General features: G+C 66.7%; 14 protein-coding genes. 9 read left to right on the forward strand and 5 right to left on the reverse strand.

What is annotated here, in order from left to right:
• Positions 1-93: 93 nt before the first annotated feature.
• The gene (locus HEB94_RS07435) at positions 94-525 is read right to left on the reverse strand and encodes a hypothetical protein (protein WP_192749227.1); all 432 of its coding nucleotides are present in this window, start codon (positions 523-525) and stop codon (positions 94-96) included.
• A gap of 971 nt (positions 526-1496) precedes the next feature.
• Here HEB94_RS07435 and HEB94_RS07440 point away from each other — a divergent pair.
• From HEB94_RS07440 to HEB94_RS54410, 3 genes are all read left to right on the forward strand, one after another.
• Entirely contained in the window at positions 1497-2693 is a 1197-nt protein-coding gene (locus HEB94_RS07440) for a helicase-associated domain-containing protein (RefSeq protein ID WP_202896191.1), read from the forward strand.
• Between the two features lie 280 nt (positions 2694-2973).
• Positions 2974-4332 carry a DUF2786 domain-containing protein gene (locus tag HEB94_RS07445; protein ID WP_192749228.1) on the forward strand — a complete coding sequence of 453 codons (1359 nt, stop codon included), beginning with the start codon at positions 2974-2976 and terminating at the stop codon, positions 4330-4332.
• A 107-nt stretch (positions 4333-4439) separates the two neighbouring features.
• Positions 4440-4661: a type IV toxin-antitoxin system AbiEi family antitoxin domain-containing protein gene (locus tag HEB94_RS54410; RefSeq protein WP_192749229.1), complete on the forward strand. Its 222-nt coding sequence runs from the start codon at positions 4440-4442 to the stop codon at positions 4659-4661.
• A gap of 136 nt (positions 4662-4797) precedes the next feature.
• Here the strand turns inward: HEB94_RS54410 and HEB94_RS07455 are convergent, their stop codons facing one another.
• A complete protein-coding gene (locus HEB94_RS07455) occupies positions 4798-6189 on the reverse strand; it encodes an IS1380 family transposase (protein ID WP_192749230.1) in 1392 nt (463 codons plus the stop codon).
• A gap of 616 nt (positions 6190-6805) precedes the next feature.
• On the opposite strand from HEB94_RS07455, the gene HEB94_RS07460 reads away from it, so the two are divergent.
• From HEB94_RS07460 to HEB94_RS07470, 3 genes are read left to right on the forward strand one after another with little or no spacing between them, the layout of a single operon-like run.
• Positions 6806-7735 carry a nucleotidyl transferase AbiEii/AbiGii toxin family protein gene (locus HEB94_RS07460; RefSeq protein ID WP_192749231.1) on the forward strand — a complete coding sequence of 310 codons (930 nt, stop codon included), beginning with the start codon at positions 6806-6808 and terminating at the stop codon, positions 7733-7735.
• A gap of 28 nt (positions 7736-7763) precedes the next feature.
• On the forward strand, positions 7764-7925 hold the full coding sequence (locus tag HEB94_RS07465) for a transposase (protein WP_273375052.1): 162 nt from the start codon (positions 7764-7766) through the stop codon (positions 7923-7925).
• A gap of 10 nt (positions 7926-7935) precedes the next feature.
• Positions 7936-8268 carry a transposase gene (locus tag HEB94_RS07470; RefSeq protein WP_202896192.1) on the forward strand — a complete coding sequence of 111 codons (333 nt, stop codon included), beginning with the start codon at positions 7936-7938 and terminating at the stop codon, positions 8266-8268.
• A gap of 110 nt (positions 8269-8378) precedes the next feature.
• Here the strand turns inward: HEB94_RS07470 and HEB94_RS07475 are convergent, their stop codons facing one another.
• Together HEB94_RS07475 and HEB94_RS07480 are read right to left on the reverse strand one after the other, a co-directional pair.
• Entirely contained in the window at positions 8379-9062 is a 684-nt protein-coding gene (locus HEB94_RS07475) for a maleylpyruvate isomerase family mycothiol-dependent enzyme (protein WP_202896193.1), read from the reverse strand.
• A complete protein-coding gene (locus tag HEB94_RS07480; protein ID WP_202896194.1) occupies positions 9052-10032 on the reverse strand; it encodes an RNA polymerase subunit sigma-70 in 981 nt (326 codons plus the stop codon). The genes HEB94_RS07475 and HEB94_RS07480 overlap by 11 nt, the downstream gene beginning before the upstream one ends.
• 109 nt (positions 10033-10141) lie before the next feature.
• On the opposite strand from HEB94_RS07480, the gene HEB94_RS07485 reads away from it, so the two are divergent.
• The 3 genes from HEB94_RS07485 (at position 10142) to HEB94_RS07495 (ending at position 14529) form a co-directional block, all read left to right on the forward strand.
• Positions 10142-10846 carry a hypothetical protein gene (locus HEB94_RS07485; protein WP_192749233.1) on the forward strand — a complete coding sequence of 235 codons (705 nt, stop codon included), beginning with the start codon at positions 10142-10144 and terminating at the stop codon, positions 10844-10846.
• Between the two features lie 572 nt (positions 10847-11418).
• Positions 11419-12678: a cellulase family glycosylhydrolase gene (locus HEB94_RS07490; protein WP_192749234.1), complete on the forward strand. Its 1260-nt coding sequence runs from the start codon at positions 11419-11421 to the stop codon at positions 12676-12678.
• Between the two features lie 1572 nt (positions 12679-14250).
• Positions 14251-14529, forward strand: a complete 279-nt coding sequence (locus HEB94_RS07495; protein ID WP_192749235.1) for a type II toxin-antitoxin system prevent-host-death family antitoxin — start codon at positions 14251-14253, stop codon at positions 14527-14529.
• Between the two features lie 9 nt (positions 14530-14538).
• On the opposite strand, the gene HEB94_RS07500 is transcribed toward HEB94_RS07495, so the two are convergent.
• Positions 14539-14751: a hypothetical protein gene (locus tag HEB94_RS07500; RefSeq protein WP_192749236.1), complete on the reverse strand. Its 213-nt coding sequence runs from the start codon at positions 14749-14751 to the stop codon at positions 14539-14541.
• Positions 14752-14791: the final 40 nt, after the last annotated feature.

Genomic DNA, 14791 nt, shown 5'->3' on the forward strand with positions numbered 1-14791 from the left:
GACGCCTTCCTGACCAACCCACCGACAACCCCCTCAAGGCATAACCACAGCCGCGCGGAACCACAGGCACCGAACCAAGCCTCGGGGCTTGGCTCAGGAGTCTCCGGCCCAGGTGAAGCCGGTGAGTTCGATGAGAACGCTGAGTCCTTCAGCGGCGTCGCCGTAGTCCTCGTCGAGGGCCTCGAGGACGTCGCCCTCGGCGACCGTCGCTTCGATCTGGCGGAGCCAGGCCGTGATGGCGGGCGTGGCGGCGGTCTGCCAGTCGGTGCTGCCGTACTGGCGCCTGAGTCGGGCGAGATAGAGATCGCCCCACGCGAAGGCCTCGAGCCGCTCCTCGACCAGGCCAAAGCCGAGCAGCAGCGGCGGGTCCAGGCGGCTCGCGGGGCCGGCCGCGGTGGACAGGCAACCGGCGAACATGGCGCCGTCCTCGGACCAGCCGGCGGCGACCTGCCCGCCGAGTTCGATGGCGAGGGCCTGGGTGAAGCCAGTGAGAACGGCGACGTCACGGTGCTCGGCGTTCCACACTCCGGTGAGGCATTCGCGGCTGAAAGCGCCACTCCAGCCGGCGCCCGCGGCTGATCACCGCGCCGGGCTCCGGCAGCCAGGTGATCACACCGCTACGGGCGATCCTCTTCATCGCCCGCCGCAGACGGACCATCGACTGGTCACCGCGGCGAGACGGTTCGCGCATGAGATCATCGGTGACCGGAGGTTACGGCATAAGAACACCCTGGCCGTCGCAACCGCGCCTGACCTGGAGCTTCCCGTGCCTCGTGAGCGGCGAGATAGTGAGTCCGCCGATCTCCACCCGCCCGCATGGACGGTCCGTTCGTGATTGTGACTGCGCCCGCCGCAGCTCAACTGCCGGGCCACATGCAAAGGCAGAACGGGTGGCCGGACCCGGTCCAGCGCCTGCCTGGCCGACGGACGGGGACCCATCATCACGCCGGCACCGACCGGCGAATCGGCGTACACGCCGGCACTTCCTCGGATCAGCTCACCGTCGGCGACCCTCCGGCTATCGGGCCGGTCAATCAGGTCGGGGCATGGTCACCGTGACCGTGAGGCCGCCGCCGGATCGGGGCTCCGCGGCGAAGGTGCGCATGCGCGCACACGAGATCGACATGTCCGATCCAACCCCCGGAAGGCAGCCTGACGGTCGGCGGCCGGCTGGAGCACGCCACCAAAGCCCAACTGGAGGCCGACCCTGATTACCTGGCCGCGCAGGAGGCGTGCAAGGACAAGGTGCCCGCGAAAGAGGCCAAGTAGTGAAGTGGCCCGTGCGCGCCGCGCTGATGATCGGCCCTGCGGTCCTGGCGGGTGCGGCGGTGGCCGCCGCCGCGATCGGGTTCGGCGGCGGCTCAGCGGCAACGACGGCCAGCACCCCGCCGGCGCCGGCGACTCGCAACGGTGACCAAGACCACGTTGACACAGATGCAGCAGGTGAGCGGGACACTCGACTACGGGGTGCCGGTCACGGTCAACAGACGCGTGGCATGTCTGAGTCAGCCGCCGCACTGATCGACCACCACCCGAAAGTGGACGAACTGCGTCTGACCGAGCGTCATGCGTTGGCTGATCTGCACGCCGTGCTGCGGCTGTGCGACTCGGGGCGGTTGCGCTGCAGTGACAAGACCCGACGACCAGCTGCGGCCAGCGTCGTTATGATCGCCGACACCCTGTCAGGTGGCGACTTCTACCCGGACGAGGCGATCGCCGCGTACGCTTGGCCCCTGCTCGTGCAGACCGGCGGCCTGGCCGAAATCGTGGGCGGGAGACTCCAACTGACCGCCCGGGGCCGGTCGGCACTCGGGAAACCGGCTGCGGAGGTCATCAGGGGCCTGTGGCGTTCCTGGATCACAAAGGCCGTGCTCGACGAGCTGAGCCGGGTCGAGCACATCAAGGGCCAGCGCGCCACCAACGTGCTGACCTCGGCGAAGACTCGGCGGCAGCGGGTGTCGGCGGCGCTGGCCACCTGCCGCCCCGGGGCCTGGGTCGAGTTGGATGATCTGTTCGCCTCAATGCGTGAAGCGGGCCTGTCGCCGACGGTCGCCCGCAGCGACCGGGCGCTGTGGAAGCTGTACCTGGTTGACGCTCAGTACGGCAGTCTCGGCTACGCCGGGTTCGGTGAGTGGGAGATCCTGGAGGGCCGGTACACCCTTGCGGTCATCTTCGAGTACGCGGCCACGCTGGGTCTCGTCGACGTCGCCTATGACGAGCCGGACGGTGCCCGCGACGACTACCATGGCAACTGGGGCGCCGACCACCTCGACTACCTCAGCCGCTACGACGGGCTGCGCGCGGTGCGGCTCAACGGGCTCGGCGCATACGCTCTCGACCTGACCGCGTCGTACCGGCCGCCGGCAGACGCGGCGCCGATTCGTAATCTGAAGGTCTTGTCCAACCTGGATTTGGTCGCCACCGGTGAGCTGAGCCCGGCCGACCGCCTCGTCCTCGACGCCTATGCGAAACGGACCGCCGAGCGGGTCTGGGCGCTCACCGCGGACACCGTACTCGCCGCCGTCGCCGCCGGTCATACCGCCGACCAGCTCCGCGACTTCCTGGGAGGTCGCATGGAGCAGCCAGGGCTGCCCGCCACTCTGCTGGTGCTACTCGACGACGTGACCGCCCGCGCCGGGCGACTACGTGACCTGGGTCAGGTGCGCCTCACGAATGCGCCGATCCGGCACTAGCCGCACTGATCCACCACGACTGCCGGCTCCGGACGCTCTGCCACGGCGATGGGTGAACGGCACATCGCCGTCACGGCGGAACACGAACCGGCCTTCCGCCGGGCGGTGCAGGCGCTGGGTTACGCCTTACCCCTCAGATGGGCCTGGACTGAGGGCTATCTTCGCTGACACGGCGGGTTCGGTGCCGGTGTCGCGCCCAATCCGGTGCCATCGTCGTCGAGCCGTGGCTGCCCTTCGTGCCGGCTTGGTAAAGTCTTCGGTTCGGTGTGGGCGGAGGCTAATGGGCAAGAACAGTCGTCAAGGGCACAAGGCCAAGCGGAAGGCTGCGGAGGCGACTCAGCGTCGAAGAGCCGGCGGGGCGCCCGGCGTCGATGACCCGATGCGCCTGTTCGGCGCGCCACGCAGTCCCTCCCAGCGCCAGTTCGCGGAACAGATCATCGACCAGGCAATCCACGCCAGACACCTCGAAGAGGCCGCCGAGCTCGAGCGCTGCCGTGCCCTGCTGACCGCCGGCGCCGGCGGAACTGCCGGCACCCAGGTCGTCAACCGGGCCTTGTTGGCCTCGCTGCTTCGCGAGGTCGAGCACGCGTGGCGGCGCGGCTGGCAGCCGGCTGAGCTGGTACGGGTGGCCCGCCGCGAGTACACCACGCGTCACGGCCGGCTCATGGTCGACGCCATCGCGGCGCAGATGCGCAGCTATTCCACGGCGACCGTCGATCGGCGGTTGCAGTCGCAGTTGGCTGCCCTCGACGCGCAGGTGTGGTGGGAGCACGACGACCACTACGTGAGTGTTTGGGGCGATCGGCAGGGCCTCGACCGCGCCGGGGTGATCGCCACCATGATCGAGGTGCTTCATCTTCTCGCGACGCTGCCCCCAATCGAGCCGGTCGGCCCGATGCCGGGCACTGCCATGTCCGCCGCGGTGACACCGCCCGCGGACCTCGATCAGCGGAGGCTCGATCGGGTCCGGGCGTTGCTGGCCAAGGCGGAGTCCACCGACTTCCCGGAGGAGGCCGACGCGTTCACGGCAAAGGCACAGGAGCTGATGGCCCGTCATCGCATCGATCACGCCCTCCTCGTCGCCACGACGGGCGAACGCGACCGGCCGGCTACCCGCCGGGTGAGCATCGACAATCCGTACGAGGCGCCAAAAACGCTGCTGCTGCAGGTTGTCGCGGAGGCCAACAGCTGTCGGGCGGTGTGGATGAAGCGGTTCGGCTTCACCACCATCGTCGGCTTCCCGGCCGATCTGGAATCGACCGAACTGCTGTTCACCTCGCTGCTCGTGCAGGCGACGAGGGCGATGACACAGGCCAAGCCGAGCACTGACAAGTACGGGCGCAACACGACCCGCTCGTTTCGGCAGTCATTTCTGACCGCGTACGCGTCACGGATCGGTGAACGGCTCAGCGCCGCCACCGAGGGGGTGGACCGGGAGATGACCGCGTCGGCGGGCGCTGCCCAACTGCTGCCTGTGCTCGCAGCGCGCGACGACGCGGTGCGTGATGCCTTCGAGAAGCAGTTCCCCGAACTGACACGGCATGCGACGGCCATCAACAACCGGGAGGGCTGGGCGTCGGGCCGGGCCGCGGCTGACCAGGCTTCACTGCACGGGCGGCAAACGGTCGCACACGAGTGATCGGCTGCTGCGTCGAGCCGTGACGGATCGCACAGATAGAACTGGCTCGGAGCCCGCGATCTCGGTCCTACGTTCATGTCCGACGCTTGGGGGATAGAACCCCTCGTATGTCGGACGTCGACCACGAGCAGCTCTATCGGCTCGCGGAGTCCCAGGCTGGCTACTTCACTACCGGACAGGCGGAAGAAGCCGGAATGGACCGCACTACCCTGCGCTATCACGCCCGTCCCGGCGGGCGGTACCAGCGCGTTCGACGAGGGCTGTACCGGCTGCGGCACTTCCCGTCCAGCCGGTTCGAACACGTCCTGGCTAGCCCCGGTCTTTCATGAGGGCCGTCGCGATGGTGTTGGTGCTGTGTGATCGGGTGAGACTGTGCTGTGCGTGATCGTGGGTAGGACGTTGCGCCGGCTGGCGCTGCCGGGCTGCGGTTCTCCGGGTGGTGATGTCGTGGGCGGACAGATCGGGTCAGGCTGGTTGTGGGATGGCGGCGATGTTGGCGAAGACCGCGATGATGGCCGCGGCCCAGGGCCACGATTCGGGGATCCGCAGGCGGCGACGTCGGGCGCTGTGTGTGAGGCGGGCGGGCACGTGGAGGAACCGGTAACGCATGGCCTTGGGCTCACACCCCGCCAGGACGACAGCGTCACCGGTGCAGCCCAGCAGCCGGGTCCACGCGGTCAGGTCGGCAGCGACCTGGGTGAGCATCAGCCATGCCTGGTTGATGTCGAACTCCCGCGACGGGAATCGGCCGAGCCCGGTGTCCTTGGCGTGCCGGATCCGGTCCTCGACTCGTGCGTGGGCACGGTGACGGGCTTCGAGGAACCCCAGCTGCCCGGTCATGGTGTTGGTGACGAAGGCTTGGTAGCGCCACCCGTCGCGCTCCTCAAACAGCGACAGCTGCGCGCCGGGGTGCGGTCGTTCACGGCGGACGATGACCCGCATCCCGTCGGGCCAGGTCGTCAGGTTTAGCACTCCGGTGAGCTCGGCGACGTCGCCGCCTTCGCGGATCCCGCCGTCGGCGTCGACCGCTGGCGTCCAGGCCCTCTTCGGGAGGAGTCTGATGGCGTCGCGGATCTTCTCGGTGATGCTGAACCCCACCGAGTACTCCACGCTGCGGCCGCGGACCTTGCCCTGGGCGGTGAGCCAGTCGAGTAGCCCATGGGACGCGCCCGCGCCATCACTACGGATCAGCAGCTTGCGGCGGTGCGTGCCGGGGATCTGTGCGATCGCGTCGGTCAGGACCTCGATGTGATCGGTGGCCGTGTTCGACCCGGCGTTCCCGGCCCGCAGCTTCGCGGCGAGGAACTCGCTGGTGTTGTCGCACCACACGCCCAGTGGGTGGTAGCCGAAAGTCCGCTTGAACGTCGCCGCAGCGTTCTCCTTCTCCGAATGGGCGATCACGATCGTGGCGTCCACATCGAGCACCACCACCTCGCCGAGGTCGGTCCCGGCCACCTTCGCGGCAGGCACGCCGTCAGGAAGCTGGGCCCACACGTGGCGGCGGACGCGGGCTCTTGCGGCCGCGATCTTCTTCAACCGTCCCGCAGCAACCTCCTCGAGTACCCGCCAGACCGTCGGCGGCGACGCGACCGGGCCGAGCACCCCGGCCTGGTGGCGCAGCACGTCGATGTCGGTGATCGCCTCGCCGCCGTCGGCGAGCATCACAGCAACGTCGACCAGCACCTGGCCGCGGTCGTGGCCCGGATCGAAGTCCCGGCGCGACATCGCCTTCGAAAGTCCGGTCGTAAGGCCCGTCCGGTTGCCCAGCAGCCGGGTCGCGACGCTGCCCGAGTGGGCCACCACACCGACACCATCAGCGGACACAGACAAGCCGGCAGACCACGAAGTACGCTTCACCTACGGAGTGCCTTCCACTTGGGGAACTTGAACCTTCGACAAGTCCAAGGATCCCAAGCAGGAAGGCACTTCCGTGCTTCTACACGCCGATCACCCACCGAGCCGTGAACGATCCGGGCTAGCTGGCTGCCGCTCCGCCCAGCAGGCGGAGTCGTTTCGCATGCCACCGCGCTGGAACTCTACGATCTCGCTGACGTGATCCCTGACCTCGTGCACATTTCGGTGTCCAGAGCCAGGCGGGGGCAGCGGCCCCGCCCAGGGGTACGGATCCACACCCTCCAAGATCCTCCATGCCCGGCCCAGGTACGCATCGTGCATGGGGTGCCGGTGACAACTCCGGAGCGCAGCATCGTCGATTCGCTAGTGTCGCGTAATGGTTGAGCATTTACTCCCCAGACAGCATCGCCGCAGGTCAGGGCCGTCCGAAGGTGCTCCTGGTGGCAAGAAGATTTCATTACGCGACACTAGGAAACGGAGTACAGCCAGAACAAGTGGAACTCGCCATACGTCAGGCCCTCGAACGACGGCTCACCACACCACGCCGACTCCGCGCGGCCGCAGCCGACCGGACGACCAACACACGCCTGTTCTTCGATGCCGCTCTCAAGGCACAGCCATGAAGTACGCCGACCCCCCAAGCTTTCGCCGTGCACTCGAAGATCGCTTGAAGACCCACGCCAAAGGCGATGGAGCATTTGTCGCTCGAAACAGAAAGCGGGTAATCTTTGACCGTTTCCTTGCTCGGCTCTGCGCCGTAGCTCCAGGCCGTTGGCTTCTCAAGGGAGGATTTGCACTCGACCTCCGGCTCGCGGAGAGGGCCCGCGCCACCAAAGACATCGACCTGGACTGGCACGACAACGCGGACGAACTTCTCGACACACTTCTCGACGCCGCCGTTCACGACACCGGCGACTACTTCACCTTCACCGTCGAGCGCACGGGCATGCCACCCGACCGCCTGGGCGGAAGCCACCGCTTCCGGATCGCCGGAGCGCTTGCGGGCCGGGAATTCGATACATTCCTGCTCGACGTCGGCCAGTCCGGTGGTCCGATGGGGAAGGTCGAAACCATCACCACACCTGACCTACTTGCCTTCGCAGGAATTGGAGCCGGTAACCGTACCCGCCCTCCCCTGGCAGAGCAGGTCGCCGAGAAACTGCACGCCTACACCCGAACCTACGACGGAGGACGACCCAGCACCCGAACCAAGGACCTGGTAGACCTCGCACTCATCGCCCAACTCTTCCCCCTCGACGCGAACAACCTCAGACACGCGATCGATGCGACCTTCACAAGCCGCGCAACGCACGCGCAGCCCACGACACTGCCACCGGCGCCCAGCCAATGGAGCCGGCCCTTCCGCGAACTCGCCGACACCGTCGGCATAGGCAGTGAACTCACCACCGGGCACCAGATCGCCGCCAACATGCTCAACCCTGTCCTCGACGGCCGAATCAGCTCGGGAACCTGGCAACCACACGCACAGCAATGGGTCACAAACCGTCGAGTGAGGTGCCCCGAACCTTCCGGACAGCGGCCCAACTAAGATTGGGCAATCCGGAAAGGGAAGAAAGTTGCCACCACACCGCAGGAACTACTCTGCCGAGTTCAAAGAAGAGGCCGTGAAGATGGTGATCGAGACGTCTCGTCCGATCGCCCAGGTCGCAAAGGAACTCGGTATCCACGACGCGACCCTCGGTAACTGGGTTAACGCCTATCGCCGCGAACTCCGATGACGAGCCGGCATTGACCGTCGGTGAACGTGCGCGACTTCGGGAATGCGAGGCCGCGTTCGCCCAGATCGCCGGCACCTGCCCGATCCCGGCATCCTCGGGCAACACAGTCCGGCACCGGCTCAACCGCGGTGGCGACCGACGCCTCAACCGGGCGCTCAACACCATCGTGCTCACCCGGATGCGCACCGACCCCCACACCCGCACCTACATCAAGCGGCGCCTGGCCGAGGGCAAGACGACCAAGGAAATCCGCCGCTGTCTGAAGCGCTATGTCAGCCGCCAGATCTTCCGTGCCCTGGCAGCAACCCACCGCGCACCCGAAGAGATCGAGTCAACGGCTTGACACGACATAGAAGCATCCCGGGCGACACCCCATGATCGCCTGACGGGCGCTACCCGTCCCGGACACCCGTCGGGCCGCGAGCGCGGCTTTGCGGAGTTGGGCAGGGGTCGTCACCGGCTCGCTCCAGGGACCTCGTTGAGCGGTCGTCGTCCGGTGACCACGAGGAGAATCTCCCTGGCTGTCATCGTCACGACGGTCGATCCCTCGCCGACGGACACGTCCGTGTCGATGGCGGCCAGTTTTCTCCCGTCAAGGTCGACCCCGAAGTAGTTCATCTGCCGGGGCCTGGTTGACGCTAGAACCAGCGCGACGCGATCAGCCGGTGCCGAGGGGAGGCCGAGTGGTTCAGTGACGTCGAGGCCGTGGATGACGTCGTGGCTGAGGGCACCGGCCTCTCCGCCACCGGGTGGCTGCCAGGGGTGGTCGATGTTGCGCCGGAGAAGGTCGACGAGCTCGGCCTCGCTCATCGCCTGTGCTGCTGACCGGGCGTCCCGGTCGGCGTACCTGTTGAACGAGAACCTGGCCCGAGCCACACCTGCCATCACCCCGAACGGCTTGGTCCGGAACGGCATCGTCATGTGGGCGACCACCTCACGGACCTGCCAGCCATCGCACAGGGACGGCATGCCCCACTGCTTTGGCGTGAGGTCGCCAAAGAGGCTGGCGAGCCGCTCCCGCTCCGTCCGGGTCTCGCTTGTCAGGTGGGCCGAGGGTGTTCCCATCGGGCTGTCCTTCCGCATCGTCGGTGTGTTCATCGACTTGTACGACACGGGGCGGGAGAACTCATCGGTCACCCCTGACATGCTCCGCACGGAGGGACTCTGGGAGGCCGAACTCGGCGAACCGATGCTGCGTGCCGAGGAACGTCACGAGTTGGGTGATCTGTCCGTCTCGTATGTCAACCGAGACGAGTGCGAACGGGCGGAGGACGCCGTCGCTGGGCCGGTATTGCCCGAACCCTGGGGCGCCGTTGATGGGGCATGGAACCAGTCGCGCGCCCGCACAGGAGTCGCTGGCCCCGGTGACCGCTGCGATCTTCTGTGCGCCTTCCAGCCGCCACTGGAACGGTGGCATCGAAGCCACGGCGTCCTCACGCAGGACTGCGGTCAACTCGGCGATGTCGTGGGACTCAAAGGCAGTCACGTACCGACGCAGCAAGTCACGCTGCCCGGCGTCCTCAGGGCTGTAGATGTCGAAAGGGTCTGGCCGGTTTGCGTCCAGCGAGGCCCGTGCACGCTGCAACGCGCTGTTCACCGCGGGAACCGTGGTGTGGAGAATCTCGGCAGTCTCTTGGGCGGTGAACACGAGGACATCACGGAGCACCAGGACAGCCCGCTGATGCGGAGTGAGGTACTGAAGTGCCGCGATGAACGCCAGACGAACCGACTCCCGCTGCAGAACCACTCCACCGGGGTCCCGGCTGTCCAGCAGACGTGAGTCGGGCATCGGTTCCACCCACATGTCTGGAGGGAGCGGCGCACCGAGGTCCGCGGTATCGCCTGTCGACCCCACGTCCATGACCAGTGCCCGCCGCTTCGCCGCCCGGAGCATATCGATGCAGACATTGGTAGCGATCCGATGGACCCACGTGCTCAACCGTGCTCTGCTCGGGTCGTACTGGTCCCGCTTGGACGACGCTCGAATCAGGGTCTCCTGAACCGCGTCATCCGTGTCAGACGAGGAGCCGAGGAGCCGGTAGCAGTAGCCAGTCAGTGGGACGCGCAGAGCCTCCAGGTCCTCGATTGCCAACCCGCCTGCCAGCACGCGCCACCTCCATCATCTGACTGCCATGTCCCCAAAGGCTAGTTCTCGGCCCTCTGACGGCCGGAACCGACCGGTGACGCGGCTCCGGAGCGGCGCTTACCCTTCGGCCATGAACTCACCACTTGCTGGAGTACTCCGTGAGGCTTGGGCGATGTACCGGGCGCACGCCCGGCATCTCCTCACCCTCGCGTTGGTCGTCTACGTCGTCGCCGCGGTCGTCGAGGCGGTCCTGGCCGCACTGCTCGGGGCGGTCGTCGGCGGCTTCCTCGCCCTTGTCGTCAGTCTCATCGCGGCCTTCGTGCTGCAGGCCGCACTCGTCAAGGCGGTCGAGGACGTCCGCGACGGGCGGGCCGACCTGTCCTTGGGGGAGACCGTGGGCGCGGCCCGGCCCTACCTCGGGCAGGTCGCGATCGCCTCCATCGTCTCCGGCCTCGTGATCGGCGTCGGTCTGTTACTCCTGATCATTCCGGGGCTCGTCGTGTTGACGCTGTGGTGCCTCATCGTTCCGGTGATCGTGCTCGAGGGTGCGTCGGTGTTCGACTCCTTCGGGCGGAGCCGCGCTCTTGTCCGGGGCCATGGCCTGCAGGTGTTCGGCACGCTCGCCTGCGTGTTCCTCCTGACGCTCGTGGCCCAGATCGTCCTCAACGTGCTGCTCCTGGTCCTGCCCGCCGAGATCCGTGGCTTCGTCAGTGGCATCGTCTCCGGGACCCTGGTCGCGCCCTTCGTCGCGCTCGTCCTCACCATGGGCTACTTCCGGCTGCGCGCGGCGGCGGGCGGGACGGTCGGCGAGCAGGCAGGGCCGGCCGCCTCCTGACGGGACTCCGCGCAGATGACGGGTTGCCGCGCGGGTGACCGGGCCGGCTGCGCTCGGATCTTGCGGGGAGGAGACCTGGGTTTCCGCGTGGTCGGCGCCCTTGTGGAGCACCAGCGTGGCCCGCCCGGGTGGGTGGGTGGGTGGGTGGGTGGGTGGGTGGGTGCGATGTGCTGCTCGAAGTTTGTTCACGGCGTCGGGCTCACGGTGATGGTGCCCCGGAACCGGCGCGGCGGCACCGTGCGGCGCTCGGCCGGCTCGGTTCCCCGTGGCAGACCATCGCCGTCCTCACCCGCGGCCAACAGCTCGCCCCACTGCCCAGCGGCTGATCGCCAGCTCCCCGCCGCACAATGTGCTGAGCGGCCCGCCGTGGAGCAGCTTGCAGCGTCAACCACCGTGTGATTGGTCGGCCGAGTCCGGTCGAGCCGGTCGCTGCTCCTTGACGCACTTCGCGAGGGCCGAGAGCGTATGCGACTGTGGCCGAAGCGCACTGTGAACCCTCTACCAGCTGGTTGAGCCGACGAGCCCTGATAAGGGCGTCCTCCCTTGTTCCCGCTGTTGCTCTGCTGGGCGGCATGCCGCCGGCACACACAGAACGCAATCACTGGTTCGTCAGGACCAGCGGGACCGGATTCACCTACCGCGGAAAGTCCTTTGGCGTCGCTGGCTTCAACAACCACTACCTCGGCTGGGGGTCACGTGCCGAGGTAGACGATGTTCTCGAAACCGCGAAGCGAGCCGGCGCCAGTGTCGTTCGGAGCATCTTGCATTCGGTCATCGGATCCGTTGATGAGTCTGTTCCGAACACGTGGAACTGGAGGAGCACCGCAGACTCGTCCAACCTAGGCATGCACGGGACCTACCTCTTGTCATGGGACTCCTCACGCCATACGTGGGCGTTCAATGACAGCACTATAACTGGACTCGGGCGCTGGGACTACGTGATCTGGAAAGCCGGCCAGCTTGGGCTGAAGCTCGACATCGCGCTACTCGACTTCTGGCAATGGGCTGGCGGTGTCCAGCAAGTCTGCCGATGGTTTCTGCCTGACTACAACGTCTCCAACGACCCACGGCGATACACGTTCTTCTTCACGGACGAGCGAACGCGAACGTTCTACCAGAACTGGGTTGGGCATGTCCTCAACAGGCGCAATACGCTGACCGGTCGTAAGTACAAAGACGAGCCTGCCATCTTCGCGTGGGACTTGATGAACGAGCCCGAGGTTGACAATACGAAGACGACCGCCGACGGCCAACCGCTCGCGGAAAATTGGATTGCCGAGATGTCGGCGTACGTGAAGTCGATCGATGTGAACCACTTGGTATGCGTTGGCGGCGAAGGGTTTTATGACCGCTCAAGCTTCGTCGACCCTGCGCGAGAGCTTGCAATTCCGACTGTAGACTTCGGCACCTGGCACACCTATCCCGATTATCACGGCCTCACGCCAGGGCAGGTGGTAGATCTGATCCACCGGCACAGCGAGACAGCACGGAAGGCCGGGAAACCTGTTCTCCTCCAAGAATTCTCCTACAGCGCACTTCACGACGACCAAGCCGAGGCTCTGCGCTCGTGGGTCGACGCGATTGCGCAGGACGAATCCTCTGCGGGATGGCTCTACTGGCGTCTCGTCGGGCGTGTCATATCTGCTCCTACTCGCGACTTCCCCGCCGCAGAGGACGATCCACTGGACGGGTTCGCACCGGACAACGGCGAACACTTCGACGTCGCCGCTAATCCAGATGCGACGCCCGCCACGGTGTGGGGTTCGATGCAAGTCCTCGCCACTGCGGGACGCGAATTCACCAACCGGAACGCGCCCGCCGAGAAGCTCTGAACCGGCCGACAGTTGGTCGATGGACCGACCAATCGGTAGTCGCCCGAGGCGGTCAGCACGGGGACCAAGAAGGGCCGGTAGACGCCAAGGACTTCGACCTGACCGGGACGGTGGCGCGGGAGGGGAGCGCCAGGCCGAAAGCGACAGTGGCCCAGCGAATGGTCGTATCATTCCGGCGTCGCGACGGAGGTCGGACAACGGTGGGCGACCTGGCCGACGCTAGCCGCCACGGCCGGCACGGCCGGCACCATCAACGCCGTTCCCTGCCGAACTCGTTGTCGTGCGCACTGTCGCCCCGCCAGCCGTGTGGTTAATCGGAAGCAACTGACCTCTCTATCCGGAGGAGCGGGCATCGTGATCACGAGGTGCTCGGCAGCACTCTGGGGGTCGTCGGCGTGGCGCTCATCGTCGCCCTTTGTTGCAGCTTGTTGGGGTCCTTCTTCCGCCGCCAGCTCGGCCAACTACACAAGTATCGGCTTCAGCTGGCCCCAGTGCGTCCACCTGCTCGGAGTCCAGCGCCAGGCGGTCCAGTGGGTGTACCCACGATGACGCCGGGCCCGAACTGGACGCACACGCGGGAGACGAGGACAGCAGCACCTTGGTGGATTCTCCGGCTGGACGTTCCGCCACAGACCGTCCACCAGGCGCCTGGTGCCGCAGTAAGTACCAGGACTTCCGGCCTGAGGCGACCGCGGCAACCAAGTCCATTCCATGACCGAGGTCCCCGCGGCGCGAGCTGGTGCCACCGACTCGACGACCCCGACCGACGGCGGGTCCCCCCGCGCGCCGCACAATCCGCACAATCCGCAGACAACCAGCCGCTCTCGCGTCATCGCAGGTCAGCACCAGTGCACACCGCCAGAAGGCGGATGCCGCAGAAATCCGCAGAACCGCCGCACAAACTCGCGCGACCAAGCAAGACCAGCGATCGGTCGCGGACGTACCTCGCCCACTCAGCCGGAGTCGCCACCCCCCGAGCTGCACTGCCGAAGACCAACCAACGGCGCAGCACCTACACGAGCCAGCACCAACCACCAGCCTCGGCGGAGCCTCGCGACCATCGACGCCCGGCTTTCACCTGAGGCCCGTTTGCGGGTCTTCGACAACCGCAATAAGGTCAACGACACGCCGCGAAACTGCCGCCCTTGACCTCCGCACCGTTTGCGCAGATCAGAGGCCGTACTTGCCAGAGCGGAGGGCATGGGATTCGAACCCATGTGGCAAGGGGGTCCTTGCCAAGCGGTTTTCAAGAAGAATGCCTACCCGCATACCACCTGCACGTTCGCCGATCCGAGCCGGACTTTGCGGCGTATACGCCGTGCCATGCTTCGAGCGAGCCGCAGTCCGCCGGGCGCCACCGGACAGACCCTGGCGCCGCCTGGCGACCTCAGCCGAACCGCTACCACTGCGGCCAAGTGGCTAGCGAAGATGCCGATCTGTCAGAACGTGTCCCTGAAGGGGCGGACGTCCGCATGAACACCTCCACCGCCACCGCCGACACGTCCGCCACCGGCAGCCTCGTCGACCATCTGTACGCCGCGCCTTGAGTGTCAGATAGTGCACGCTTGTGTCATGAGCCAAGGTCTTCCCCAGCAGGCACCAGCCGCCCCCGCCGAGGTCGTCACCATCACCGATGCGAGAAGCCGATTCGGCAGCCTCGTGCGACGCGCCGCGCACACCCGGCAACGGGTCATCATCACCGACCATGGCCAGGCAGCGGCCGCGATCATCAGCGCCGCCGAGCTGGAGGACCTCGAGGACCGACTCGCGATCGCCCAATATGAAACCGAGAAGGCGAACGGCACACTCAGGACCGTTCCGCACGAGGAGGCCAAGCGTCGGCTCGGGTGACAGAGTGACCTACACGCTGGACTGGCGCGAGAACGCGCTGAAGAGCTCCCCGGATACCTCGCCGACGATCCGACCGGCGTAGGCGAAGTCCTCAAGGCGCTCGACCAGCTCACCGCCAACCCCTAGCCCTACGCCAGCAAGATCAGACCCGCATTTCGCATGCGGATCGGCCGCCACCGCATCGTGTAGGAGGTCGAAGGTCACACCATGTTCGTAGTCCACGTAGGCCGCACCATCTGACCGAGCAGGTGTCGCGACGGCC

Source organism: Actinopolymorpha pittospori (assembly GCF_014873875.1).
GTDB classification, from domain to species: domain Bacteria; phylum Actinomycetota; class Actinomycetes; order Propionibacteriales; family Actinopolymorphaceae; genus Actinopolymorpha; species Actinopolymorpha pittospori.

Coding starts and splice junctions, on each gene's coding strand:
- HEB94_RS07445 (WP_192749228.1), top strand. CDS start 2,974: ATGGGCAAGAACAGTCGTCAAGGGCACAAGGCCAAGCGGAAGGCTGCG.
- HEB94_RS07460 (WP_192749231.1), top strand. CDS start 6,806: ATGAAGTACGCCGACCCCCCAAGCTTTCGCCGTGCACTCGAAGATCGC.
- HEB94_RS54410 (WP_192749229.1), top strand. CDS start 4,440: ATGTCGGACGTCGACCACGAGCAGCTCTATCGGCTCGCGGAGTCCCAG.
- HEB94_RS07485 (WP_192749233.1), top strand. CDS start 10,142: ATGAACTCACCACTTGCTGGAGTACTCCGTGAGGCTTGGGCGATGTAC.
- HEB94_RS07490 (WP_192749234.1), top strand. CDS start 11,419: ATGCCGCCGGCACACACAGAACGCAATCACTGGTTCGTCAGGACCAGC.
- HEB94_RS07440 (WP_202896191.1), top strand. CDS start 1,497: ATGTCTGAGTCAGCCGCCGCACTGATCGACCACCACCCGAAAGTGGAC.
- HEB94_RS07495 (WP_192749235.1), top strand. CDS start 14,251: ATGAGCCAAGGTCTTCCCCAGCAGGCACCAGCCGCCCCCGCCGAGGTC.